Annotated in this window: 24 protein-coding genes; 22 read left to right on the top strand and 2 right to left on the bottom strand. The window is 53.8% G+C overall.

Annotated elements, in window-relative coordinates:
- Window positions 1-709 precede the first annotated feature (709 nt).
- From OEV49_04805 to OEV49_04770, 8 genes are all read left to right on the top strand, one after another.
- The gene (locus OEV49_04805; protein ID MDH3890381.1) at window positions 710-1,093 is read left to right on the top strand and encodes a RidA family protein; all 384 of its coding nucleotides are present in this window, start codon (window positions 710-712) and stop codon (window positions 1,091-1,093) included.
- A gap of 115 nt (window positions 1,094-1,208) precedes the next feature.
- Window positions 1,209-1,661 carry a ubiquinol-cytochrome c reductase iron-sulfur subunit gene (locus OEV49_04800; protein ID MDH3890380.1) on the top strand — a complete coding sequence of 151 codons (453 nt, stop codon included), beginning with the start codon at window positions 1,209-1,211 and terminating at the stop codon, window positions 1,659-1,661.
- Window positions 1,661-2,779 carry a cytochrome bc complex cytochrome b subunit gene (locus tag OEV49_04795; GenBank protein MDH3890379.1) on the top strand — a complete coding sequence of 373 codons (1,119 nt, stop codon included), beginning with the start codon at window positions 1,661-1,663 and terminating at the stop codon, window positions 2,777-2,779. Before OEV49_04800 ends, OEV49_04795 begins: the two co-directional genes overlap by 1 nt.
- 12 nt (window positions 2,780-2,791) lie before the next feature.
- A complete protein-coding gene (locus OEV49_04790; protein MDH3890378.1) occupies window positions 2,792-4,030 on the top strand; it encodes a cytochrome c3 family protein in 1,239 nt (412 codons plus the stop codon).
- Window positions 4,031-4,529: 499 nt separating this feature from the next.
- A complete protein-coding gene (locus OEV49_04785) occupies window positions 4,530-6,869 on the top strand; it encodes a GAF domain-containing protein (protein MDH3890377.1) in 2,340 nt (779 codons plus the stop codon).
- 159 nt (window positions 6,870-7,028) lie between these two features.
- Complete coding sequence (locus OEV49_04780) at window positions 7,029-7,484, top strand: hypothetical protein (GenBank protein ID MDH3890376.1); 456 nt, start codon at window positions 7,029-7,031, stop codon at window positions 7,482-7,484.
- 86 nt (window positions 7,485-7,570) lie between these two features.
- Window positions 7,571-8,074, top strand: coding sequence for a hypothetical protein (locus OEV49_04775; GenBank protein MDH3890375.1), 504 nt, complete (start codon window positions 7,571-7,573; stop codon window positions 8,072-8,074).
- Entirely contained in the window at window positions 8,067-8,462 is a 396-nt protein-coding gene (locus OEV49_04770) for a hypothetical protein (GenBank protein MDH3890374.1), read from the top strand. The genes OEV49_04775 and OEV49_04770 overlap by 8 nt, the downstream gene beginning before the upstream one ends.
- Before the next feature lie 58 nt (window positions 8,463-8,520).
- Here OEV49_04770 and OEV49_04765 read toward each other — a convergent pair whose 3' ends face one another.
- Window positions 8,521-8,709, bottom strand: coding sequence for a hypothetical protein (locus OEV49_04765; GenBank protein MDH3890373.1), 189 nt, complete (start codon window positions 8,707-8,709; stop codon window positions 8,521-8,523).
- Window positions 8,710-8,730: 21 nt separating this feature from the next.
- Window positions 8,731-11,184 carry a tetratricopeptide repeat-containing serine/threonine-protein kinase gene (locus tag OEV49_04760; GenBank protein ID MDH3890372.1) on the bottom strand — a complete coding sequence of 818 codons (2,454 nt, stop codon included), beginning with the start codon at window positions 11,182-11,184 and terminating at the stop codon, window positions 8,731-8,733.
- A 163-nt stretch (window positions 11,185-11,347) separates the two neighbouring features.
- Here OEV49_04760 and OEV49_04755 point away from each other — a divergent pair, with 163 nt between their 5' ends.
- From OEV49_04755 to OEV49_04690, 14 genes are all read left to right on the top strand, one after another.
- On the top strand, window positions 11,348-12,148 hold the full coding sequence (locus OEV49_04755; GenBank protein MDH3890371.1) for an aldo/keto reductase: 801 nt from the start codon (window positions 11,348-11,350) through the stop codon (window positions 12,146-12,148).
- Window positions 12,149-12,759: 611 nt separating this feature from the next.
- Window positions 12,760-13,110 (top strand): hypothetical protein, encoded by a 351-nt coding sequence (locus tag OEV49_04750; protein ID MDH3890370.1) that lies wholly within the window; start codon window positions 12,760-12,762, stop codon window positions 13,108-13,110.
- On the top strand, window positions 13,110-15,359 hold the full coding sequence (locus OEV49_04745) for a sigma 54-interacting transcriptional regulator (GenBank protein MDH3890369.1): 2,250 nt from the start codon (window positions 13,110-13,112) through the stop codon (window positions 15,357-15,359). Before OEV49_04750 ends, OEV49_04745 begins: the two co-directional genes overlap by 1 nt.
- Window positions 15,360-15,958: 599 nt before the next feature.
- Complete coding sequence (locus tag OEV49_04740; protein ID MDH3890368.1) at window positions 15,959-16,549, top strand: BMC domain-containing protein; 591 nt, start codon at window positions 15,959-15,961, stop codon at window positions 16,547-16,549.
- 3 nt (window positions 16,550-16,552) lie between these two features.
- On the top strand, window positions 16,553-16,885 hold the full coding sequence (locus tag OEV49_04735) for a EutN/CcmL family microcompartment protein (GenBank protein MDH3890367.1): 333 nt from the start codon (window positions 16,553-16,555) through the stop codon (window positions 16,883-16,885).
- Window positions 16,882-17,049, top strand: a complete 168-nt coding sequence (locus OEV49_04730; protein MDH3890366.1) for a hypothetical protein — start codon at window positions 16,882-16,884, stop codon at window positions 17,047-17,049. Before OEV49_04735 ends, OEV49_04730 begins: the two co-directional genes overlap by 4 nt.
- Window positions 17,050-17,407: 358 nt before the next feature.
- Window positions 17,408-18,730, top strand: coding sequence for a 4Fe-4S dicluster domain-containing protein (locus tag OEV49_04725; protein MDH3890365.1), 1,323 nt, complete (start codon window positions 17,408-17,410; stop codon window positions 18,728-18,730).
- Window positions 18,731-18,733: 3 nt separating this feature from the next.
- Complete coding sequence (locus tag OEV49_04720) at window positions 18,734-19,285, top strand: BMC domain-containing protein (GenBank protein ID MDH3890364.1); 552 nt, start codon at window positions 18,734-18,736, stop codon at window positions 19,283-19,285.
- Window positions 19,286-19,845: 560 nt separating this feature from the next.
- The gene (locus tag OEV49_04715; protein MDH3890363.1) at window positions 19,846-20,544 is read left to right on the top strand and encodes an ACT domain-containing protein; all 699 of its coding nucleotides are present in this window, start codon (window positions 19,846-19,848) and stop codon (window positions 20,542-20,544) included.
- Between the two features lie 4 nt (window positions 20,545-20,548).
- Complete coding sequence (locus OEV49_04710; GenBank protein ID MDH3890362.1) at window positions 20,549-21,406, top strand: hypothetical protein; 858 nt, start codon at window positions 20,549-20,551, stop codon at window positions 21,404-21,406.
- Between the two features lie 29 nt (window positions 21,407-21,435).
- Complete coding sequence (locus OEV49_04705) at window positions 21,436-22,791, top strand: PFL family protein (protein ID MDH3890361.1); 1,356 nt, start codon at window positions 21,436-21,438, stop codon at window positions 22,789-22,791.
- 481 nt (window positions 22,792-23,272) lie between these two features.
- Window positions 23,273-23,884 (top strand): hypothetical protein, encoded by a 612-nt coding sequence (locus tag OEV49_04700; protein MDH3890360.1) that lies wholly within the window; start codon window positions 23,273-23,275, stop codon window positions 23,882-23,884.
- A 250-nt stretch (window positions 23,885-24,134) separates the two neighbouring features.
- Window positions 24,135-25,154 (top strand): asparaginase, encoded by a 1,020-nt coding sequence (locus OEV49_04695; GenBank protein MDH3890359.1) that lies wholly within the window; start codon window positions 24,135-24,137, stop codon window positions 25,152-25,154.
- Between the two features lie 142 nt (window positions 25,155-25,296).
- On the top strand, window positions 25,297-26,700 hold the full coding sequence (locus OEV49_04690; protein MDH3890358.1) for a tryptophanase: 1,404 nt from the start codon (window positions 25,297-25,299) through the stop codon (window positions 26,698-26,700).
- The last annotated feature ends 97 nt before the right edge of the window (window positions 26,701-26,797 follow it).

Below are 26,797 nucleotides of genomic sequence, written 5' to 3'. Positions count from 1 at the left end.
TCACGCTCACGAACTGACGTTTTCATGTTACCAAAACCGTCAGTATCTGTCCAATCACCAATACTGCCAATACTTGGCTGAAGCAATTTCGCTGAGCAAACAAAGACATTCTCTTATGCTCTGGGCTTATGTGTTCATGCCGACTCATGTCCATCTAATAATCTATCCAACTTATGCCACATATGACATTGCCAGGATTCTTCAGGGTATCAAGCAGCCAGTGTCACGACGCGTGATGGATCAAGCCAGAAAATCGGGATCAGAAAAGTTGGCGCAGTTCTCGACCACAGAAAAGTCCACGCCGTATAGGTTTTGGCAAGCAGGCGGTGGTTATGACAGAAACATTGTCAGTAGAATTGCCTTGGTGAAATCTATAGATTATATACATAACAATCCAATTAGGGCAGGCTTAGTGAAGTCTGCTGAGGAATGGAAGTGGTCGAGCTTTCTGGATTGGGCGAATTTGGGATGTGGTCCGATAAGCTTGGATCGAGATGATATACCGTTGACGTAGCAAAGACACCCCCAAAGAAGCTTTGAGGGTGCCACCCGGGAAGAGAAGTTGAAGTTACAAGCACGCGACGCGCAAGAAGCCCATTTATGGGTCACCCCCAAAGGAAGCTTTGAGGGTGCCACCCGGAAATGAAGTTGAGGTTAACAACTAGAAAGCGATTTATCGCCGCGAAGCGCGAGAAAGTGATCTATCACAATGAAAGAAATCATCACAACCGACCAGGCTCCGGCCGCAATTGGCCCCTATTCGCAAGCCGTTAAAGCCACTGGAAGGAGCACGATATACTGCTCTGGTCAAATAGCTCTGGTGCCGGGGACAAGTGAACTGCTCGATGGTGACGTAACTGCTCAGTGCAAGCTGGTCATGACCAATTTGCAGGCTGTTCTCAAGGCGGCCGGGGCGGCTTTTTCCGACGTGGTGAAGACTACCATCTACTTGCAGGATATGGCCGATTTTGTCGCTGTGAACGAGGTTTACGCTTCCTATTTTGACGACAAGCCACCGGCGCGGGCCACAGTGGCGGTGCGCGGGCTGCCCAAAGGGGTTCAGGTTGAGATTGACGCCATAGCCGTTCTCTGAGAATGGTACATAAAAACAGTCCTGATTGATTGAATAGGAGACCGTTTCCGTTTGACTTAAACGGCGCATCTTCTTACCATGTCCGCTGATGTAGACGAACGACTTCGGAGGTATAGTGACAGAGAAGAAAACAAGCCGCCGTAGTTTCCTGGGACTGTTTCTTGGTGGTGGTGCCGTGGCTACGCTCGGATCGATATTGTACCCGGTGGCGAGGTTCATTACCCCCCCGGCTGTCGGTGAGGCCAAGCTTTCCCAATTGAAACTGACCTTTGCGCGGACCGACATTGAGGCCGACCCTACCCGGGCGAAGTACTTCAAATATGGTCGTGAGTTAGGTATTATCTTCATGAGTGATGCGGGCGAGTTGAGGGCTCTGGCCGCCACCTGCACTCATCTTGACTGTACCGTGCAGCACCGACCCGACCTTGGTATTATCTGGTGTTCCTGCCACAATGGTCGTTATGATCTTGATGGACAGAACATATCCGGTCCGCCCCCCAAGCCGCTGGCTTCGTATGTGATTAACGAAGTCGACGGAACGATCTTTGTCAGTCGGGAGGATGCATAATGACGAACCCCACCGACAATAACATGGGCTCACAAATCTACGGTTGGTTCGATGAGCGTTTCAAATTGGATTCGCTGGTAGAGTACATGCGGGGCAAGGTGGTGCCGGTCCACAGCCACTCGATCTTCTATTACTTCGGTGGCATTTCGGCCTTTCTGTTTATCGTGCAGGTCCTGACCGGAATTCTGCTTCTCATGTACTATCGCCCCGGCGCCGATTCCGCATACGAGTCGGTGCGGTTTATCATCTCCAACGTCGAGTTCGGCTGGTTGATACGTTCGCTTCACTCATGGTCGGCCAATTTGATGGTTCTCGCCGTGTTCATCCACATGTTCAGTGTCTATTTCACCTCGGCCTATCGCCGACCGCGTGAGATGACCTGGCTGTCGGGAATGGCGCTACTGGGACTGTCATTGATGTTCGGGTTCTCAGGCTACCTGCTTCCGTGGAACGAGCTGTCGTTCTTTGCCACCCGAGTAGGTACCGGCATGGCCGGCGCGATACCGGTGGTCGGCAAACAGATTTTGATTGTCATGCGCGGTGGCGAGGAAGTTACCGGCGCCACCATCGGACGGTTCTTTGGATTACACGTCGCCATCCTGCCCGGCATCACCACGTTGGTTTTGTCGGGGCATCTGCTCTTCTTGCAGCGGCAGGGGATGAGCGAACCTCTGCACTGGGAGAACATGCCGGCCGATCAAAAGCGGTATCAGAAGTTTTTCCCCAGCTTCATACTTCGTGACTTGCTGGTCTGGCTGATCGTGCTAAACCTCCTGGCCGTTTTATCTGTGCTTTTCCCGGATGGCATCGGCGCCATTCATTGGCCGCTGGGGGCCAAAGCTGATCCCTTTGCTCCACCGCCGGCCGTGATCAGACCGGAGTGGTATTTCATGTTTGCCTTCCAGGCGCTCAAAATGCTCCCGGCCCACGTCTGGTTTATGGAGGGTGAGCTGTTCGGCATCGGCGTCTTCACCATTGGTGGGCTGATATGGACCCTGGTGCCTTACTTAAATCGAAAATCCGCCAAAGGAAAGCCCTCGAAACTGTTCACGGCTTTCGGCATATTCGTGCTGGCCTTCGTGATTGTCATGACGGCGCTCGGATACATACTGGAATAGGAGGCGGATGAAATGAATACAAAACTGTTCATAATAATCCTCGGGCTGATACTCGCACCCACATTTGTCACAGCCCAGGATGACAACTGCCTCACCTGTCACCAGGATTTTGAGGACGAAGATAGCGGACCGTCGCACCTGATTACACGCGACATCCACTTCCAGAAAGGTCTCGGCTGTGCCGATTGCCACGGCGGCGATCGGTCGCTTGACGATATGGATGACGTTCGCGAGTCGCGCGGCTGGCGTGGCGTGCCCACCCATCTGGAAGTGCCGGACTTTTGCGCCCGTTGTCACAGCGATGCCAACTACATGCACGAGCACAATCCCTCGCTACCGACCGACCAGTTGGCCAAATTCAAAACTTCGATTCATGGTCAGCGCTTGTTCAATGACAGAGATGACAAGGCCGCCAACTGTGCTTCGTGCCATGGCTCACACCAGATAGCCGACGCACGTACACCACACTCCAATACGCATCCTTTGAACCTGCCACAGACCTGCGCCAACTGTCACGCCGACACAACGCACATGGCCGGTTATAACATCCCGACCGATCAGTTTGAAAACTACACGGCCTCGGTTCATGGCAAGGCGTTGTTTGAACGCAACGACCTGGGTGCGCCGGTCTGTAACGACTGCCATGGCAACCACGGAGCGGCGCCGCCGGGGATGACATCGGTGTCGCACGTATGTGGTAACTGCCATGCGATTGAGGCGGAGTTGTTCGACGCCTCGCCCCATCGGGCCGCTTTCGAAGAAAACGACTTCCCGATGTGCGAAACCTGCCACTCGAACCACTTGATCGAAGAACCGTTCGACCAGATGGTCGGCAACAGAGAACCGTCGCTGTGCGTAAACTGCCATGATGAAGATGACGGTACACAGGGACTGGCTATCGCCGCGGCCATGTCGCTGGCCGTTGAGAAACTTGCCAACGCCCACAACGAAGCGCGACTGGCTCTCGACGACGCTATCACCAAAGGCATGATGACCACCGATGAAGAGTTCCGCTTCAAAGAGGTTCAGCAAACTTTGATTGCCACGCGGACCCAGGTCCACGCTTTCGCCTTGGATACTATCCTGGCCATGGCCGACGAAGGTTACAACAAAGCGATGGAAGTGAGGGCTAACTCCGGTGCTCTGATTGATGAGTGGTCTTTCCGGCGGCAGGGGCTTGGTCTGGCCACGCTTTTCATCACGTTGGTGGTAGTGGCCCTGTGGACCTATATCCGACGCCTGGAGGAGTAGGGGCGCGCGGTCCTTAGCCCGTGCGATTTGATCTCTCTGGTTCGGGGCTTCGATCAGGCTGCAATAGCCTGATCCGAAGCATGAATCGACTGTTGACACCTTGTTTTAAGTTTACTATACTTGCGCAAGTGTTCAAGACCAGGCAAATAGGGAAACGGAGTGACAGGCGATGACCGATCCAGTATCTGGGCGACCAACGGATCGATCCCGCCCAATCAGCGGCAAGACCAGGTGGCCGATCAATAAGGTCCGTGGTTGGTTCGACAGGCAAGCCAGAAAGCTCTACGAAAGAAGCGTGCTTGAGGCGTTGGTGGGACGGTTCAGCCTGCTGCGAGGACTACAGCGCTACCAAGTGACAGAGTTGCGACACTCGCCGCTGGCCATGTTCTTCTACAATCAGCGAGCGATCTTCCTGGCCCTATCGGGGGCGTTTTGGGGGTCCTACGTCTTGCTCGTTTGGTATGGGTGTACCGTAGCTGAGGTCTATGAGGAATACTGGATGTCGGTGTACGTGTTAGGGGGCGCCTGGTTCACTGCGGTTGGGCTGAATCTCGCATTGCACAGATCGTTTGCGAAGGGGATTGAGCGATGGGCTGCAAAGGCCGGCTCGGAAGATCTTCCGCCCCGGTTCGACTTGTACTTCACGTTGGACTTTGGTGTCTTGTATGTCACAGTACTTGTCGGTGCAATAATGGGACTCGGATTCTCGCATCTGACTATCTTGCTGGTGTTGAATCTGGTTATCTACGGTGCATACGTAGGCCGCAATCGCAACTATGCTGTTCTACTCTTCGCCGGTTTGTTGGGCTTGTTGATTATTGGACAGTTTGTCGCACCTCAATTAGGTGTTGATCCGCACCACCCGACGGGGGTCTTTCTCTTTCTGGGCGCTGGTCCGATATTGGGGACCCTGGCGGTCACGGTCTTTACGGTGACCATAATATCTTCGCTCAGATCCGCCGCCGAAGAAGTAGTAAAAGCCAGGCTCCGCATATTACAAAGATGTAAGGACCATTTTCGCCAGGAATCCAGTACAATTCCTGATTATGGTTCTTTAGCTGTTTCTGATGAATCGGTGCAATCGAGATTTGATGAAGCCGTTAGTAAGTCACTTGAAGATCTCTGCACAAGCGAAGAGGCTCTGTGGTATGGATCGGCGTGCCTCTGGTACGAGGTAGTGCACCAAGACAAGGGGCGGCTCCTCATAATGGGACCCCAATACGGGAGGCAAGCTGAACAGGCTGACACCTCAAGGGTTATTTCAGATGGCTCAGTAATGGCAACCAGAAAATGTCTGTTCTATCGTTCCCTAAAGAAAGCGGTCCAAAAGCAAGAGGAGGTTTGGGACCTGTTCGCGGACGCCTTAGATGCTCCGGCTGTGATAGTACCGATCATGGTGGGACAGCGCAGAGTTGCGCTGTTAGTTTTGACAGGAAGGGAAAAGGGACCACCCATCATCACCCAGGAAGAGTTATTCGTGAACGTACTCGGAGATGTCTTTGCTGATGCGTTGAGCCAAGTCTTGGGACGAGCAAAAGCGGAGGCGATTCGGGAACTTGATGATTTATTCCGATTGAAGGAATTCGCACAAGTGTTCCCATCGGCGGCAGATGTTCTAAAGAAGCACTTAGACGCCGAAGGTTGCATGATAATCTACCGTGACCCGCCGGACAAGGATCTATTTGCTCTCGAGGCGTCACCTGGTTTCTCAAAGAAGATAGAGCTTGAAGATGATCACATAATCTTCCGGACTGGAAGTATGACTGATCTGGTGGCTAACGGTGGGGAGACAATGCGAATCGATGATGTCCGCCTTCATGAGCAAGAGTTCAATGGACCAATGCTCCAAATCCTCGAGAAGGCACTTGGCAGTCCTATCGAATCCTGGATGGGGATACCGATAGGCTCCAAATCTGAGAACTACGGCGTCATCAAAGTTGTCAATCGTCGACTCAAGGGTAGCTGGTTTACAGATGCTGATCAAGAATTGGGCGAAAGACTCGCTCTGCGATTGGTGCAAATAATCAGGTGGCAGTTGCAGATGCAGAAATCGGAGGCAAACAGGCTGGAGGCTGTACGGCATGCAGATGCAGCCGAACAAGCGCTGCAGGTAGCTGAAGCCATGGCCGATGACCGAGAGAAACAACTCCTGACACTCACGCATCAGATAGTAGGCCCCTTGACCAGTATGTCAGGCGCAGTGTCGGTTGTGCTTGATGTCCATCTGACGCCTTTTCTTCAGGTACGTCTGCGTCGGCTCCATGACTTGATAGAGGACGCCCTCTGCCTTTCTGTCGGCACCTTCAGCACTTTCGCTGTAGAGGCTGAGCAGGACGTAAGATTGGTCAACGAACCGATCAACGCGCCAGAAGAAATGCGAAGGCTTGCCGAGAGACTACAAAGTACCCAAGCTCGGCCTGACTTGAGCTTTCACTCCATCACTGCTCAGGGCTTTCCGACTGTACACTTGCCACGCATGGTCTTCACGAGCGTTCTTTACAGTCTAATCCATAATACAATGAAGTACGCCGATGAGGACTCAAGAGTGGATATAGAGTGTGGCTATGAACGGAAGACTGGTGAAGCAGTGCTGAAGGTCAGGAGCGTTGGCGAACCCATACAACCTCATGAAGTCGAGCGGATTTTTGTGAAATTTGGACGCGGCTACTATGTTGGACTGGGTCGCCACCATGGTGGAGCAGGGCTGGGTCTTTGGGTAGCCAGGGAATTGATAAAAGCGGTGGGGGGAGATCTGGGTGTGGAACTGTCTGAAAAGCACGAAAGACTCTCCACTTTCATCGTACGCCTGCCAACACAAGGGAGTCTAGACAGAGTATAAAATAAATTGCCTAATAGGGAGTAACTGTTGTATGATTAGATGGGTTTGAGGGATAGTGAAATCCGCCGCCAAGGCTCTTCAAGGTTGCTGATGTCCAGCGTAGAAGTACAAAGACCAGCCGTGCGGCACACTACAAAGGTAAGGAGTTAATACAGTCTTATGCAGGAAGAAGCGCAAGAGAGCAAGGGTCGAATCCTTTGGCTCGACAATGACGCATCGTGGTTGACGCCATATGTTGAGAAGCTAGAAATGGCTGGATATGAAGTCACCACTGTGAATCGTGTCAGCCAGGCCGAAGAGAAACTGTGCGAATTCACCTATGACCTGTTGATTCTCGATGTAATGATACCGACCAAGAATACCGAGGAAGAGAAGAAGTACCCTGCATCGAAGACGGATTCAGGTTATGATACTGGTCTTGTGTTCTATAGGCTGATGAAGAGCAAGTTGGATGCATCTGGCACAAGCGTACTCGTTCTTACGACGCGCCTTGACAAAAAGATAGCAGACGACTTTACTGAGGCGCTCTTACCTGCTGGGTGTTTTTCCACCCGTTTGGAACTGAAGGATGTTGGCGTTTTTCTTGCAAAGGTTGAGCAAATCATGCCGCTGTAGGAATCGCTGACCTGTTAGAGCCGTCGCAGGATTTGCCAAAACTAATGCGCGACCAATAACACAGAAGACTTTGGGGAAATACCGATATGAGTGAAGATAACACGAAGGTGCCCTACACGGGCGAACCGGTAATCAGGGCGCAGCACACAGACTGGCGAGTCTGGCAAGTTGTGCTTCCATTGGGTGTGCTTTTAATGGTGTACTTCGATCAGAGTTTTATCGTCGACTCTAGACACCCGGTACTCAAGGTGTTTGCACAGGGGGACCTTTTGCTGTTTTCCTCAATGCTCCTATTTGGAGTCTCTGTGCACTTGAGACAGGTCCAGTTGCGTTTGCCCCATTTCTTCAAATTGAACAGCCCCGCAGAATATTCTCGGATGGTAGCAATCCTGATTCTGATGGTCTTCGGTTTCATTAAACACGATGTCTTGACCAAAGAGTATTTTTGCAACGAAGCGACCCTTGGCCTTAGCAAGCTTTATTTATACCTCGTGGCCAATCTTGTGGCGGTATTAGCCAGCGTGTCGTATACGGTGTACACTTTCGCCAAGGTCACCCAAAAACAACTGCAGGAGGACAGTGATGGCTGAAATAGTTGTACTGGCTGTGAGCGCACTGCTCCTGATCGTATCAGTCTTATCGATTGTTCGTACCAGGACCATCCGAAAGGATATTCGAGCGCTTAAGCTGTCTCGGCTTACTGCCGCCCAATCCTTGGCAGAAGAGACCCAAGCATACATCACAAGACAGATTAGAGCAGCGCAAGCTCAAATTGAATCGGAAGACGAGGATGAAGTGATGGTAGCGTGTCAGACATTCGAAATCGTTGGCAGTCCCAGACATCTGAAAATCCTTGATCGCGTTGCCCGCAGATTTCGTGGCAACTCAAGTGTTGTGCGTCAGGTTACCACTGCTCAGTGCAGGATCAAGCATCGTCATGAACGTCAATTATCCGAAGAAGTGGCTGTTGCCAGATAAACCGAATACCCAAGGCAGGGTTGTGAAGGAAACTGGATAAAGTAGTTCGGAACACTTCTCAACTACCGCGCTGAACGAGCCCGTGCCTCTCCAACAAAGACTGAAAACGAGGGTGCTCACGCAGGGGATCAAACTCAGGATCGAGATTCAGGCTGTGCGCAGTGTAACCACCCTCTATCGACAACAAATACTCCAACTCATCGATGGCTGCGTCCTGCTCCCCCACCATCGTGTAAATCTTGGCCATGACCATGACCACACCCGGTCCTCACCAGTGGCAGTCGTCAACCGACATCATCTCCTTCGCTTTGAGTCCCGCCTCAATCGCCCTGTCAGCCTCTCCCAGACAGGCATAGGCCATCCCCAAAACTTCGTAGACCCCGTGCTCGTTTGTCACATAAGACAAGATCGCCTCAAGTGCGATCCTTGTGGAATCACAGTATTCGATCATCAATTCTGTTTGTCCGGCAGTGCGGTATGCCTGGGCGACTGCGCCGTAATACATTCCGGGAGGTACTGAATCTCGGAAAGGCCCCGAAAGGCTGTTCAAAAGCGAGTCGTTTGAAATCTCCGTTAATCCATACTGCAAGAATTCCACAGCCAATACTTCGAGCACGTCCACATGCTTGGCCGCTTCCTCAAGAACTGCTTTGGCGCCTTCCAAGTCGCCGTATCCATCTATCAGCAAACCTATCTTGCGCGTATAGTACATTGCCTGGTCCGGCTCCAATGCAATTGCTCGATCCATTATCAGCAACGCTTCGTCAAACTCATTGGTGAAGGAAAGACATATTGCCAGACTAAACTGGTTCTCTGCCGTGAGCGGATCGAGCTCCACCGCTCGACGATAGTTCGCCTGAGCATCACCAAATCTCCCCTGACGCCACTCGACCAGAGCAATCGAGGAAATCAACTGGGCATCACTGTGGATCTCTGAGCGTGCCTTTGAGAATTCCTCAAGTGCTCGATCATAATCTCGTCCCACCAGATTATGATAAGTACCCATTGCCAGATACCCCATCGACAGTTGCGGCTGTAGTTCAAGTGCCTTCTGAGCGGAAGTAAGCGACATAGCTCGGTGATCCGTCGTGTCCTTCTGCCACCAGAGAAAGCCAAAGGCCTCCCAGGAATGGGCGATCGACTTGTAAGCGTGGGCCAGTGCGAAGTCCGGGTCTAAGGCCAATGCGCTGTCAAACTGGGCAATAGCAGGATTACTCCCCCGAATCGATCCTATGTCAGGATCCCGGGTCATGCTTACTCCCTTTAGGTAGTGGGCATAGGCTTCCGGATTGTCGGTTGGTTGTGAAGCTAATCCCGTGCGATCAGTTTCTACCAGTGTCAGACCAAGTTGCTGAACGATCTGCATTGCAATATCAGCCTGGACCGCGAACACCTCCATCAGTTCACGATCGTAGATCTCCGCCCACATCTGACGATCGTCGGCAACCCGAATCAACTGCGGTGTGATGCGCACCTTTGCCTGACCTGAGACCTTGCTCCACCTTACCGTGCCGGCCAGTATGTAGCCAACGTTAAGCTCTTGGCCGATTTCGGTTAGGCTTTTGTCACTGTCCTTGTACTTGATGGCACTGATGCTGGAGATCACGCCCAAACCTTCGATAGTGGCCAATCGGGAGGTTACTTCGTCGGCCATACCATCGGCAAAGTATTCGTCATCCGGCGCCCCCAGGTTCTCAAACGGCAGCACGGCGATCATTGGTACCGTGTCCACCGGTGTTTCTGTCTCCCACGGCTTCCAGAAAATCACCGCGACAACCAGAACGGCCAGAACGCCGATTAGTCCGATCAGCGGCAACGGTGAGCGTTTGCGAGGCAGCACCACCGGCGTCGATTTGGTTGAGGAACCAGCCCGAAGCGGGCGTAGGTCTGGAAGTACACCTTCGGCTGACTGATACCTGAGGTCCGGGTCTTTGGACAGAAGCTTGTCGACGATTTTGCACAAATCTTCCGGAAGGCCACTGCGATATCTTTCGAGCGGTTGTGGTTCGTCGTTGACTATGGCCTGAAGTGTTGCTGCCTCGCTGTCACGTTTGAACGGTGTCCGACCGGCCAGCATTTCGTAGAGAACCACGCCAAGGCTGAACAGATCTGAACGCTGGTCTATCTGTTTGCCGGCAACCTGCTCCGGCGACATATATGCAATCGTACCGATAGTGGAGCCTGTCTTGGTCAGTTTTGCATCACCGGCCACCGTGGCCAAACCAAAATCGAGGATGCGTGGTCGACCTTTTTTGTCGACTACGATATTGTCCGCCTTGATATCGCGATGCACTACCCCATGACTGTGCGCTTCAGCGAGCCCCTCGCACAATTGGAGCATCATCTCTACAACTTCCTCCACCGATTGGGGGTCATCGTGGGCGAAACGATGCAAGGTGTCACCGGGTACGTACTCCATCGCGAAATAGGGTCGATCGTGAAACTGACCCACTTCGTAGATATGAATAATATTCGGATGATTCAGGACCGCAGCCGACTGAGCCTCCCGCATGAACCGTGACTTGGCCTCTTCATCGTTCGCGAGAGCCGACGGAAGGAATTTGAGCGCCACCTGTCTCTGAAGTTTGGTGTCGTCGGCCAGATAAACCTCACCCATCCCGCCGGCTCCGACTTTCTCAACCAGACGGTAGTGTGCGACTGTTGTGCCGGGCTTCAACGCGAAATGAGTACTGGTCCGGTCGTCTGAATTCGGTTCCTGCATATACTTCGACACACCTTAATTGTAAGTAAAGCCGTGTTGGCACTCATAAATAGAGTCTCCAAGTCCGTTTTGCAACAACAAAGTTAACTCGCTCTAGTTCCGCTGTTGGAAGCAATCTCAGGCCTTGCCAAGGCCGAATGGCGATAGTACAATAGAAACAACCATGGACCGATCTGATTTCACAGCCCACCGACCACTCGGCCGCACAGGACTCAAGGTCAGCCGTCTTGGGTTGGCCAGCGCTTACGGAACACCCGCGGCGACTGTCGAAAAGGCGTTTCACGAGTATAATATCAACTACTTCTATTGGGGGGCCCTGCGCACCCGTGGTATGCGAGACGGTCTTCGGAATCTGGCTGCCAACAATCGTGAGAATATGATCGTAGCGCTGCAATCCTTCGATCACTTCGGGATAACGCTTTCGCGTTCGATCAAGAAGGGTCTCAGAACGCTTGACTTGGACTATGCCGACGTGCTGGTTCTGGGCTGGCACAACAAATCTCCGTCCGAGCGCATAATTGCCAAGGCAATCGACATGAAAGAGGCAGGTCTGGTCCGCCACATCGCATTGTCCGGACACAACCGGAGTCTTTTCGGGAAACTGGCGCAGCTGGAAGATTCATCGATAGATATATTCATGGTGCGATATAATGCGGTGCACCGAGGGGCCGAAGGGGATATTTTCCCATACCTTTCAGACCACGACAGGCCGGGGATCACAGTCTTCACCGCAACCTGCTGGGCGAAACTGCTCAAGCAGAAAAAGATGCCACCCGGTGAAGAATCGTTGTCGGCGGCCGATTGTTATCGCTTCGTTTTGTCCGATCCACACGTCGATCTCTGCATGATGGGACCTCGCAACGAGAGGGAGTTCGATGAAGGTGTCACTGCCCTCGCCAAGGGTCCTCTGTCCGACGATGAGATGATTCGCATTCGCAAGATCGGGGATTATATTCACAGGTAGTTTAGGATAGCATGTTTGCGCCCCGTGACCTCAAAACGAGCACACCAACTTCATCTTGAGCAGAGTCGAAGGGCGACTCAAGTCTTGCCGTTCAGTAGGGTCCTGGTCCGCCGCGGCGGAGTGTGACCCTGCTGGTCATCCACGCGCTGGGTCTCATCCCCCGCCCGTGGCGAGAAGGACCCAGCGCAACATCCAAACCCTACGTAGAGCCCACCCATCGCAGCAGTCTTCGTAGGTTGGGACCCCTCGGGGTCCCGGCGATTCGTTACGTCAGCGGACAGACCTGCCTTGCTCCCCCCCCGCAAGACTTGCCGCCTCTGTGTTTGATGGCTGACCCGTCCGGACCGCAATTCTGTGCCGTTCCACTTTTGCCCCGTCCACTACCTACCAGCGAGATAGTAGGCCCACAAAGGCTTTGTCGCATCTTCGCACACACCATGTCTCACCGGAAAAAGCCCTTGACAAACAACACCTTACGGCGTACCTTCTATGTGAGGGTGGGATGCATAATGGGCTTATGGACCAAGCCAACCTCATTCCGCCTACCCCGCCATACATGAAGGTGACAAGAATAGTTATCTTTACCATAACTCATACCAAGGAGTGATGCGATGAAACGCACGATTTTTGTGTCAGCGTTGGTGTTGACGCTGCTGGTCGCGCTTAGCGGTGAGGCTTTCTCCCGTTCGGCGCCGTGGAGCTATGCCAGTCCCTCAACCGGTGATGACCACACCTGGGGTGGCGACAATGGTCCCGACGATGGTCCCGGTGGTACCGGTGGCGCAATCGGCGGCGGCTGGATTCCGGCCGATATGATTATCACCGACATCCTGTTCAAGTGGCTGGGCTTTAGCGGCGTCGAGGACAAGAACGATGCCGAAGCCGACCACTTCATCCAAGGGCGGATCCAGGAGATTGAACCGACCCAACCCGTCAACACCAACTTTGGAGGCAACCAATAATGTCGAAGGAAACACCCGTTGGCATTGAGTTTCGCGATGCCATGGCGCACTACTTAGCGTCATTGGTAACAAAGCGAGATTTCGCCGGCGCGGTGCGGTATTACGAAACGAATCGTGATACTTTTGACACCGCCGGCGGAACATGGGCAGGTTCTATCCTGCACCATGTCGCCAAGGCCTACGTTTCCCTCGACAACCACCCCGCCGCTTTGCGGACCGCCAGAATGGCCCAAAACAAGACCGCCGAAGAAGGCGACTCTGTTTTGTTGGCTGAGATCTTCGTTACATTGGCGAAGATCACACGTTCTATGGGTGAATTGAAGGAAACGGAAAAGGCCCTGCGCGACGCAGAGTCGATTTTTCGTAGAAACGACTGCTTGGAAGGACAGACCAGGGTTCTCAACCTTCTGGCCGGACACTTCTACAGTCAGCATGAGTACCAGAATGCTCTGGGCAACCTCATGGATGCTATTCAGATCGCCAAACGTTTAGGTGATCGGGCCAAGCTGGCCTACATGGTAGGCAACATTGGCCGTATCCATACTTTCATTGGCGACTTTGAGGAGGCTCAAAAGCATCTCAATCTCAACATTGAACTATCAAGCGAGTTGGGCGACTGGCTCGAAGTAACCCGGGCCAATATTGCGCTCGGCTATGTCCAGATGCTCAAGGGTGAGTATGCTATTGCTGAGGAAACTCTCGAAGCAGCCTTACCGGGCACACTGGAATTCAGCCGGCCTCGTGACGAAGCGATTTGTCTCACTTATCTGGGTGAGTTGCGCTATCGGTTAGGCCGTCTGGATGAAGCTCGCGAGACGCTGGAAAAGGCGCTGGAGATCGCCGAGCGGACCGCGCCGGGCACCAGTCTTGGTGGTCGGGTCATGCGTCATCTGGCCGAACTATGTGTCAAGATAGGCAACTACCGCACAGCTCGACGGTACCTGTCGAAAGCGACCGTTACAATGGAAACGGCGCACGATCGTGTCGAGATTGGAGCCCTCAAAAAGGTAGCTGCCATTATCGCCGAGGCTGATGGTCGGACTGATGAAGCAACCGCTCTATTCGGTGAAGCTCTCGCTATGCTTGAAGCTACCGGAGTACGAGCCGAATTGGCCGAAGTGTTGATAGCGGCCGGTTGCTCCGAAGTCTATCCGGTGCGGCGACGACTCACCCTGTTATTCAGGGCCGAGGAGTTCTTCACCGGAATGAAGCTGATGGTCAAGCGTCAGGAAGTGGAAAAACTGATAGGCGCCATCGACTACCATGAAGGGGCAAGCGGTCATCGACTCAGTCGGTCGGACGAGAGCGATGTAGACTTCCCGACCAACTGTGCCGCGATAATTCAATTCAAGGAACAGTTGGCCGCTATCGGACGAGCCGATCTGACCCTTCTGTTGACTGGAGAAACCGGTGTCGGTAAGGATCACATGGCGCGCTATTACCACCATGTGGTTCGACCGGGAACACCATACGTGGCCATAAACTGCGCTTCGGTACCGCACACTCTGCTTGAATCCGAGTTGTTCGGCTATGACCGCGGCGCTTTTACCGGCGCCGACAACAAAAAGCCAGGCCTGTTTGTAGCGGCCAACGGTGGCGTCCTGTTGCTGGACGAAATCGGTGATATGCCGCTTCAGTTGCAAACCAAACTGCTCAATGTGATTGAGGAGAAAGAGGTAACACCTCTCGGTACAACTGAACCTGTTCGCCTGGATATCAAACTGGTTGCCGCGACCAACCAGGATCTTGAGGCGATGGTTGAACGGGGTGAATTCCGGCGTGACCTGTACTACAGGCTCTCCGGGATTCCTTTCAGTATACCGCCGTTGCGCGAACGCAAAGAGGACATCCCAATGTTGTTGGATCACTTCCTCACTCAGCGAAAGCTTTTGGCCGAGGGTCAGAAGCCGCCGATGGAGTTAGTGCGCCAGTTTGTGGCCTACGACTGGCCCGGCAATACACGGGACCTGTTCAACAAGGTCAAACGGCTTGAGGTCATGGCCGACCTGGTAGCCGACAAAGACTTAGTTGAGCTGTCGCGAACCCTATTCACGACCGAATCTGCATCAGCCGGCAGTTCCTTGTTCGAGCGGGTTGAGCAGTTTGAACGTCAATTGATAGTGGAGGCACTAATCACCGCCGGAGGAAATAAATCCGAGGCGGCCCGGATGCTCGGTATCCACGAGGCTACCGTGCGAACGAAACTAAAACGATACGACATTGTGCCCCAGTCAGGGCAGGCCAGCTAGCCCAGGCAGCAGGCTTGTTCCTGGATGCATGGTGAAGCTTCGGCGCGGTTGAGCAGATGCCAACGTGGGCCTGACGAGGCCACATTTGATGCGTATCAATACCGGTGGCCCGGCCTGCCTACCTTAGCTGCGGCGACTTAGCCCTGTATCAGGCAACATTTTCGTATTGAGCGACGAAACGATAGATCACTCCTTGGTTGCGGTAAGCGTCTGTATTACAGGCGCTTGCCGCTTTTTTTGTGCGTTTTCGCTCGTACATCTGTACGAATCGAATTTGCAGGCGAATCCTCAATTCTGGCGGGGGCTTACGGTAATCGGTTGGCACACTGTAGGTTATGGGCGCTAATAGGCGACTCCAGGGAGATGCGGCATACCGGTTGCATACATGTTGACTGTCATTTTTGCTCCCTGAGCGCTGTAAAATGTGCTTGGATGTTTTTTCTCTGAGGACAGGCCACCCGCATTCGAGGGGAGTGCGGGTGGCCCACTATCTCGGGGCGGTATTTCAACGGGCTCTCTGGAATGCCGCCCCGCTTTTTTTACCCGGTCGCACAGTGCTACCGGTTTACTTTTGGACCGCTTTGACTTATTCTTAGGCAATGTCCAAATACGCCCTCGGCCTTATAGAAACGCGTGGCTTGATAAGCACTATCGAGGCCACCGATGCCGCCGCCAAGGCGGCTGCGGTAGTGGTCGCGTCGGTTGAGTATACCGGTGCCAGTATGATGATCATACGAATCGAGGGTGAACTCGGAGCCGTACAGGCTTCTGTAGAGGCCGCAGCTCAGGCAGTGGAACGAATCGGTGAACTGGTCGCGGTACATGTCATCCCCAATCCCGACGATGGTTTGTCGCCGCTCATCCCGACAAAAGTATACAACTCGCAGTTCCGTCCCGGTGACGACCGCCCGCCACTGAGTTACGACTCCGCTCCCACGCCGCCCAGCCCTACTGTTCCCGGCGGATTGTCGGGTAGGGCCCCGATAGCTCCGCCTAAATCGTCGGCGCCTTCGCAGGTCGTGGATCGAACTCCAGGTGCTGATCCGCACGATCTCGAAAACATGACCGTGGTCGAACTGCGCCAGGTGGCCCGTGGACTCAAGCGGTTACACTTGAAAGGGCGCGAGGTTTCAAAAGCAAACAAACAACAGCTAATCGACGCTATCAGACGCGTCATAGATATGGATTAAAGCATGTTTATCGGAAGAGTTGTCGGGTCGCTGTGGGCTACTCGAAAAACCGCCAACACCGAGGGGATGAAATTCCTCATCATCCAGCCGTATAACCTCGATAAAGCACCCAACACCGACACGGTAGTAGCGGCCGATATCCTCGGCGCCGGTGAGGGGGAGTTGGTGATGGTGGCTTATGGACGCGCGGCCAGGTTGGCCGTGGAGAATGACGACTCATCGATCGAGGCGGCTGTGGTCGGAATCATCGATGAGTACGAGGTCAAAGAGCAGTTTTACAGAGGTGATCTGGACCCCGAGAAGATCACTTTCAAAAAATCGGTGCATGAAGCATGAAGGATTTCATGATGCGTAATCTCAAGTGGTACTATATTGTCGCCGCCGTGGTCGGACTGGGTGCGATTGTTGCCATAGTTTACATTGTTGTTCGCTCCGGTGGGCTTTTGGAGCGTATTAATCACCGACGGGCTCAGCAGCTCGAATCGGATGTTGAGGTTTAGCCTCTTTTGTGAGGTCGATTTGTCGGTCATTGCAGAAAGCGTCTTTCAGGAAGAGCGCAGTCTTATAAGTCCCCTCTTGAGAGTCGGTTTAGGGGTGTGTTATTGATTTCATTGCGTGAAGAACACACCCCGCCCCGCCGTCGGCGGGGCACCCCTCTCTAGAGAGGACACACAAGTGTGTTTTTCGCTCTACATGCGGTTGTGCGGGAGCACAATTGCCGTCATTCCCGCGAAGGCGGGAATCCATTGGTCACCCTGAGCGCAGTCGAAGGGTGAGAGATATATCGGAAAGATCATGCCTCGACTGCGCTCGGCATGACAAAGGTGCGATTTAGATTGGATAACGGGACCGTTCCGAGTGCATAAAATAGTTGAACAAGTAAAACAGGCCGGCATCGTGGGTGCCGGTGGCGCCGGGTTCCCCGCCCACATAAAGTTCGACGCCAACGTTGAGATAATGCTGGCCAACGGCGCCGAGTGTGAACCGCTTTTGTCCAAAGACAAAGAACTCATGCTGCGCTTTCCGAACGAGGTCAAGCAGGGCATGGAACTGGCCTCCGAAGCTGTGGGTGCCTCGCGCACGATTCTCGGAATCAAAGCCAAAAACTCAGAAGCTATCGGACAGTTCAGGCGCATCTTCGGCGACACCGGTTTCGAGATATTCGAAATGGGTGACTACTACCCGGCCGGAGACGAGTACGTGCTCGTCTTTGAAGCAACCCAGCGACTGATTCCGTATGGTGGCTACCCGGTCGATATCGGCTGCGTTGTCTCAAATGTCGAGACGCTTCTGAATGTAGCCAATGCCGCCAGCGACATCCCGGTGACCGAGAAGTTTATCACCATAGCCGGGGCGGTGAACAGACCGATTACGCTGAAAGTGCCAATTGGAACCAGCTTTTCCGATCTATTGCGACTGGCTGAAGGACCCTCATGCGAAGGCGATATCGCCTTGCTCGATGGCGGCGCTATGATGGGTACACTGGTGACCCATTTGTCATCCCCTGTCACAAAAACAAGCGGAGGATACATCGTGCTGCCGGTGGATCACACCCTGATCCGTCGTCGCAGCCAGACGATACCTGAGATCAAGAAGATAGGTCAGTCGGCGTGCGACCAGTGCACCTACTGCACCGAGTTTTGCCCCAGGTATCTTTTGGGCTATGAGATCGAGCCACACAAAGTGATGCGAACTCTGGGTTTTGCCGGTGAGAAAGAAGATTTCTGGAGTAAGTTCGCCCTCAATTGTTGCGAGTGCAATCTCTGCTCGCTTTACGCCTGCCCGGAGGATCTCGATCCCAAACAAGCCTGTGTCCGTTCCAAGGTCAATGTCCAATTGAAAAATCTGCCCTACACACCGCCGGATCACGACCTTAAGGCCCATCCGATGCAGGCCGACCGCAAAGTGTCTATCAAACGTCTGACTCGCAAGCTTGGTTTGATGCCGTATGATAGACCGGCGGAATATGTAGAAAACGGTTTCCAACCCGAGCAGGTAGTGATACCTTTGAAACAGCACTTTGGATACCCGGCTGTCCCGCTGGTAGAGGTTGGCGAAAATGTCACGAAGGGACAGAAGATCGGCGAGATACCGGAAGGAACAATCGGTGCGACTGTGCATGCATCAATCGACGGACGGGTGACGCACATTGACGACGGCATTAGAATCGAGAGTAATTAACAGATGGCTTACAACGCAATCGGCCTTATAGAATACAGTTCAATCGCCCGTGGTATCGGCTCGGCCGATGCCATGATGAAAGCGGCGGCGGTCGAACTGGTGCTCAGCCGCACGATCTGTTCCGGCAAGTTTATCAACTTGATCGCCGGTGATGTACAGGCGGTGCAGGCATCTATAGACGCCGGTGAGCAGCACGGAAATGAAACGGTGATCGACTCGTTCGTGATTCCGAATGTTCATCCGGATGTTTTCCCGGCTATGTCGTCTTCAACCGATGTGAGCAAACTCGATGCACTGGGCATTATCGAGTCGTTTTCGGTCGCCTCGTTGATCGAAGGGGCCGATGCCGCCGCTAAGGCCGCCGATGTTAAGCTGATTGAAATCAAACTGGCCATGGCCCTTGGTGGGAAAGCGTTTGTTACGCTGACCGGTCCGATCGGCGCCGTGCGTTCGGCGGTGGAAGCGGGCCGTGAAGTGATTTCACGAAGCGGGATGTTGGTCAATATCGAAGTGATCCCCTCCCCGCGCGCGGAGTTGTTGAAGGATATACTGTAATGGAACCACACAGTCATTCCCGCAAAGGCGGGAATCCATCCGTGCTCGCCAAGACTTCAACGCCGAAGGCGAGAAACCGATTTATCGGTGTCACCCTGAGCGCAGTCGAAGGGTGTTTACCGACAGTAAAACGTCATGCTTCGACTCCGCTCGGCATGAGGTTAGTGTGTTTTTCAAAGTCCCCTCTTGAGAGTCGGTTTAGGGGTGTGTTATTGATTCGAACTCCCAAAGAACACACCCCGTCACGCCTTCGGCGCGACACCCCTCTCGAGAGGGGAAGGAAGACGGTGGCCCACCCTGCCCCGGCTGGGCTGTGGGATCATTAGGAATGTAGATCAGTTGACGGATATACTGCGATGCAACTTTGCTGTCATTCCCGCGAAGGCGGGAATCCATCCGTGCTCGCCAAGACTCCAACGCCGAAGGCGAGAAACCGATTTATCGGTGTCACCCTGAGCGGAGTCGAAGGGTGACAGGCAAGCCTGTTTTTCGCGCTACGCGCGTGACTGGTGTACCCCCAGCTTGCTGTGGAATGTGAAGGATAAAGATGGAATGGTAACATGAGCTTATCAGACTTTGAAATAGGCAAGATCGCCGAGATCGTCGCCGGACAGTCCGGGACTAAACTCGACGCCAAAGCGTTGCGCCAGGTGATCGACCGTGTCGTCGACCAACTCAACCAACAACGCGGCAACCCCGAAGTCGAAGGCGCGACGTGCGACACGCCGGCAGCCAATGAAAATGAACAGGTCACGAAGCGACAAGAAGTGGCTTCGCCACCAGACCTGCCACCAAAGGCGGGTTCGAAGACGGACCCGCCCTACGAGGAAGCCCCCTCCAGTCATTCCCGCGAAGGCGGGAGTCCATCTTCGCCCGTGGGTGGCCCACCCCGCCATAGCGGGCCTGTGGGTTCCCAGCTGCCCCCTCCCGACGAAGCGTTGGTGGAAGCACAAGGCGGGCTCTACCAACAGATCGAAAAGTCCGACAAGACGCGTGTGATAATCGCAGCTTTCGGCAAGGACCGTCCCGGTGTCGGCGCGGCGTTGACCTCTGTGCTGGCCGAAAGTAATTGTTCTATCGAGGACATTTCGCAGACGTTGTTGCAGGATTTCTTCTCGATGATAATGATCGTGAACATCGAGGGGAGTACTGTTGACTTCAGTGGTTTGCGGGAACGTTTGCAGGAGACCGAAACGCAACTCGGCATGAAGGTTTATGTCATGCACGAGGACATTTTCAGGTACATGCACAGGATATAGGCGCGTGACCAAAAAGGCAGCAAAAGAGAATCTCAGGGAGCTTAAGAGCCACTTCAAGAAGAGCATCACTGAGTTGTCCAGATTCGTAGCACTGGTTGGAGAGAAAGCCCACGAGGAAACTAAAAAGTCCGTCAACGCATTTATTGAAGAAGTGGTCGACGCGGCCCAGAAAGCCCCCCAAGTTGTGAAGTTAGAAGCCAAGCCAGGCCCACTTGGTGAGCCTCCAAAGGGTGAGGAGTACAAGGACGCCCTCATAGAAGCAGTAGCAAGAGAGCGAAAAGCCCGGTTCCCGAGTTGGCAACAGCGAGTGAGTCAAACAGGTTTTCCGTACAGCATAGCCATCGTCAATAAGATCGCACTCGTCTATGGGATTATGTTGTTTGAAGAAATCGTGAAAGAGTATGTGCGAGTGTTCTTCGCATGTAGGCCTGGACAACTAATTGGTGGTTCAAATCAGCGGGATGGTCAACAACGGAAGTCCCTCGACTATAGCGAAATCTTGTCAGCGTCTTCTGTAAAGCAGTTGAAGAACAACATTATTGATCGGGAGTTAGACCGACTTGGTCATGAGAGCATCGACGGCATTGCAAAGTTTTTTCAGGAACGTATGACTGTTCACATTAGCCAAGACCTACTCAAGTGGTCCGATCTCAGGGCTGCCTATTACACTCGAAACCTTGTCGTGCATAATCGAGCTGAAATGAATAAGTACGTCCATGATCGCATAAAGCTATGTCCTATAGGACAGAAAGTGACCGTCAAATCGAAGCTCATTACAGATCTGACTGATGCTCTGACCGAGTTGAACGAACATCTATATAGGACTGTACGAGTCAAAGCTGGAGTTGCGGACAAAGCTTAAGTACCCTTATTGATAGATTGAGCGAGCCCATGCCCTACGATCCGAACGAAATAGTCGAAACGATTCACATGACCGAGGTGCAACACCTCGACATAAGAACCGTGACACTCGGTATCTCCCTGCGCGATTGCGCCAGCCCGGACCCGGGCAAGCTGGCGTCTAATATCCGAGAGAAGTTGCTGAGAGTGGGGGAGCACCATGTCAAGACAGTCGAGACGGTCTCCAGCGATTTCGGGATACCTATTGCCAACAAACGTCTGGCCGTGTCACCTATCGCAATAATCGCCGACGGACACTCGCATGAAACATTTGTGAACATTGCCAAGACGTTGGACGAGTGTGCCGCTGAACTCGGTGTCGACTATCTCGGTGGCTTCTCGGCGTTGGTGCAAAAAGGCATGACCGCAGGCGATGTCACCATGATCGACTCGATCCCCGAAGCACTTGCAGCAACCCAGCGCGTTTGTTCATCGGTCAACGTCGCCTCGACCAAGGCCGGGATCAACATGGACGCGATCGGTCGCATGGCGATAGTTATTAAAGACCTTGCGGAGAAGACCCCAGAAGCAATCGGCTGCTGCAAGCTGGTCGTGTTCGCCAACTGTGTCGAGGACAACCCGTTTATCGCTGGTGCCTTCCACGGCATGTCGGAACCGGACACGGTTATCAACGTAGGTATCTCCGGACCGGGCGTGGTGCTTTCAGCAGTCAAGAAAGCGGGACAAGTCGATCTGGGCGTCCTGGCCGAAGTGATCAAACGGACGGCCTTCAAAGTAACCCGCATGGGTGAGTTGGTTGGTCGCAAAGTATCCGAACGGTTGGGCGTACCGTTCGGCATTATCGATCTGTCATTGGCTCCTACGCCCGCCGAGGGCGACTCGGTGGCCGATATACTTGAAGCGATGGGTCTCGAACGATGTGGTTGCCCCGGCAGTACCGCGGCTCTGATGATGCTCAACGACGCAGTCAAAAAAGGCGGTTTGATGGCGTCGTCGTATGTCGGCGGACTGTCCGGCGCGTTTATTCCGGTTTCCGAAGATGCCGGTATGATACGTGCGGTCGAGGCGGGTGCTATCTCGCTTGAAAAACTTGAGGCGATGTCGGCGGTCTGTTCGGTCGGGCTGGATATGGTCGCCATACCCGGCGACACACCGGCTGAAACTATCGCCGGGATCATCGCCGACGAAGCAGCTATTGGTGTCGTCAACAATAAGACCACCGCCGTGCGGATCATTCCGGTGCCCGGCAAAATGGTTGGCCAGTCAGCCGAGTATGGCGGGCTTTTGGGGACAGCGCCGATTATGCCGGTGTCGAAGTTTTCCTCGGAGCGGTTTGTTCTTCGCGGCGGACGTATCCCCGCCCCTTCGACGGGGTTGAATAACTAAGACGGTCAAGCCGTGTTTCTCGCGCTTCGCGGCGATAAATCGCTCTCTCGCGCTTCGCGGCGATAAATCGCTTTCTCGCGCTTCGCTCCGACTTCCTACTATCCACTACATTTCCTCCACCCCATCCTGAGCTCCTCCTCCATCTCATCCTGAGCGGAGTCGAAGGATGAACTTCGGTATCCCACCAAGAGCGATGCGGCTCGTGGGTTCGTTCACGTCTATCAGAGCCTTGAATCCCGGACTGAAGTCCGGGCCACCCATCCGCTGCAATGACGCGAACCAGCACGTTGCATGTGCTGTTAGGCGACTCGCCTGACAGCAGGCAGGTTGACCGGTAGGCGTCGGGCGGGGTCGCCCAACGCCACCCACGAAAGGTCCGACTATCCGCCCGCTTGCCTTACCCCGCTTTTTTGCCTACCTTGCCCGCCATGTTTGCAGGACTGTTTTTGAAGAACAAGTTGTATTTCAGAATGGAGATAAAATGACAAAGAGAACTTCGACACTGAACTTAGCGGTTCTACTCGGACACTTGTGCATCGTTGCCATGGTGATGGCGGCTTCCTGTTCCTCGGGCGGAGGAGGTGGAACCGGCGAAGCGAGCAAAGCAGCCAATGCAGCCCACGACGCCTACCGTGCGACCGATTGGACAACATACGCACAGGCGTTGCACCCCGACGGTCTGGACCGCTACCAGTCGATCTTGCGTCCGATGGTCGAATCTGCGATTCAGGTCGATTCCACCGGCGCCGTGGCCGATAGTTTTCAGTGGCTCGGTCGGTCACTCAACACGCAGGAGTTTATGAACATGTCAGCCGCTGAGTTCTTCGCCTTTTCCATGACGGAGATTCTCACCGCCGTGCCGCAGTTGCAAGCGGCCATGAGTAGCGCCGAGATCGAGATACTTGGTGAAACGGTGGAGGGTGACACGCTGGTACATGTGGTAGTGCGGACGTCGGCTGAGGCTATGGGGATCGGCATGTCGGAGGTTTCGGTTTTGACCACGAAGAAACATGAGGGTGTCTATCGCGTGATGTTGTCCGGGCAGTTGGAGGGCTTGATCACGGCTATCGCCCAAAACATGGGACCTAGGTAACAAGTTACTTTTTTCGCGCTACGTTCCTTAGGCAAGAAACCGACTTATCTGTGTCACCCTGAGCGCAGTCGAAGGGTGAGCGCGTGGCGAATAGGATTTCATGCTTCGACTGCGCTCAGCATGACACGGTATTAGTCATTGCGAGGAAGCATAGCGTCGCGGTAATCACCTGTAGGTCGATACCCTCGGTCCGAAGGACTGCCCTGAGCTCAGTCGAAGGGTGAACGGACCCAAAGATCGAAATTGACACATGAATAACCAACCCCACCTCGCGGCCCGCGTGTATCGCGGTGATGAAATCGAAGCGCTACACTATGCCTCGATTGCCGTAGTCGACGCATCAGGTAAGCTGACCCATTCGCTTGGTGATCCTGAAATGGTCAGCATGACCCGCTCGTGCATCAAACCGTTTCAGCTTCTCCCGCTGATGACCGCCGGCGCCGCCGACCATTTCAAGTTCACACCGCGACAACTGGCTATCATGTGCGGCTCACACAACGGTTCCGACGACCACCGCGATGTCGTGCTATCGATTCTGGAAGCCATTGGCTGCACGCCGAATGATCTCCAGTGTGGCAGCCACTGGCCGCTCGGTATGCAAGAGACGATGGAGTTTCCGCATGACGGCGAAGAAACCGATCCGGTACGTCATAATTGTTCGGGCAAGCATGCCGGGTTTCTGGCGCTGGCGAAGTTTCTCGGTGAAGAGCCCGGCGAGTATATCAATCCCGAGAGTAAGACCCAGAAACTTGTAAAGCAAGCGGTCAGCGATTTCTGCGAGTATCCGATTGAGAAGATGCCGACCGGGGTCGACGGGTGCAGTGCGCCGAACTTTCCGCTACCGCTTTTGAACATCGCACGAGCATTTATGAGACTGGCCAATGTCGATAGTGACGATCTAATCGTTCGGGCGGCGCTCACTCGTATCCGAGACGCTATGCGCAGCTACCCCGAGATGGTCTCCGGTCGCCACCGGCTCGATCTGGCTTTGATGCGTTCATTCGAGCACAATATCGTCTGCAAGGTGGGTGGGGAATCCATCGAGGGAGTCGGTCTGGCCGAACCATCGGTCGGGATCGCAGTCAAGGTCCACGACGGCAACTGGCGGGCGATGGGGGCGATAATAATTGAAGCTCTCAAGCAGCTTGACATAATAAAGAATATTGAGCATTATCCCTTTATGAAAAAGCACGAGCAACCAGAGGTTCGCAACGCCCGGAAGATAGTCACCGGACGGATCGTTCCATCCTTCAAGCTAAGGAAAGCATGATGGCGAACGCACGATACACAGCTCTGTCGCTCATACACCTCGGGATCGAGTACCATCGCCGCTGGGTAAAAGACGCCACCTAAGCCGCTCTCTTTGACCGCTGGTCCGTAAACCTGGAACCGTCAAAAAAGAGAGTACTAAAATGAGAAAGCGTCCACCCGCGGAACCCTACCGCGTTAAATCAGTCGAACCGATTAAGCTGCTGTCGCCGGAAGAACGTCTCTACCGGCTCAGGCAGGCCAACTACAATGTTTTCAAGCTCGATGGCGAATGGATATACCTCGATTTGCTGACCGATTCCGGTACCGGGGCGATGTCGGCGCAGCAATGGGCCGCCCTGATGTTGGGCGATGAGACTTATGCCGGGGCGAGGTCGTTTCGTAAGTTCGAAAAGACCGTCAAAGAGATATTCGGTAAGCGGTTTTTGCTCCCCTGCCATCAAGGGCGTTCGGCTGAGAACATAGTGTTCACATCTATCCTGGAAAAAGGAAAGTATGTGCTGAACAACACCCACTTCGATACTACCCGCGGCAACACCCTGCACAAAGGCGGCATACCGCTCGATCTGCCGTGCCCGGAAGCGGACTCCGATGAACCACTACCGTTCAAGGGGAATATGGATGTCCTGCGGTTGGAGGAGTTTATCCGGAAGCACACTTCGGAGCAGATTTCGATGGTAATCATGACCATCACCAACAACTCGGTGGGTGGGCAGCCGGTGTCGATGGCCAACATTCACGAAGTGTCGCGCATCTGTCGCTACTATCGGATTCCGTTTTTCTTCGACTGTGCTCGCTTTGCGGAAAACGCCTACTTTATCAAGCGGGACGAGCCCGGGTATCAGGATAAGTCTATCGCTGAGATCACTACCGAGATGTTCTCACTGTGCGACGGCGCCATGATGTCGGCCAAGAAAGACGGGCTGGCCAATATCGGCGGGTTTATTATTCTCGACGATGAAGAGCTGTTCGGCCGACTCACCGAACTTTTGATTCTGATTGAAGGCTTCCCGACCTACGGCGGTTTGGCCGGGCGCGATCTGGAAGTGCTGGCCATTGGATTGCAGGAGGTGATGGAACACGACTACCTCGATTTCCGGATCGATCAGGTGAAATACTTCGGTGAGCAAATCAAGGCGGCTGGAATACCTATCGTCGAACCGACTGGCGGTCACGCCGTGTTCTGTGATGCTGGTAAACTGCTGCCCCAGATACCGGCTGAACAGTTCCCCGGTCAGAGTCTGGCCTGCGCCTTTTATGTTGATGGTGGCGTTCGGACCGTGGAGATAGGTTCCTTGATGTTCGGTGGGGTCGACCCCAATACCGGTAAGAAGATGCACGCCAGTCGTGAACTGGTGCGGATGGCTTTACCTCGAAGAGTGTTTACCAATTCACATCTGGATTATATTGCCGAAACGGCCGAAAAGATTGTGGCTCGCAAAGACAGCCTGAAAGGTTTCGAGATCGTGAAACAGCCGGTGTTTCTCAGGCATTTCACCTGCGATCTGAAAGCTCTCAACGCCGAGACTGTGACGGTCGACTCATAAACTGATAAATGGGTTCTTGGCGCTTCGCGCCCGAGACTTCATCCAGGTTAACAAGGTAGGTCGAAACCCCTGTCCCGAAGGGGTCGTCCTGAGCGCA

It is taken from the genome of Candidatus Zixiibacteriota bacterium (assembly GCA_029860345.1).
Lineage (GTDB): Bacteria > Zixibacteria > MSB-5A5 > GN15 > FEB-12 > JAJRTA01.
This window is presented reverse-complemented; position numbering and strand designations above follow the sequence as displayed.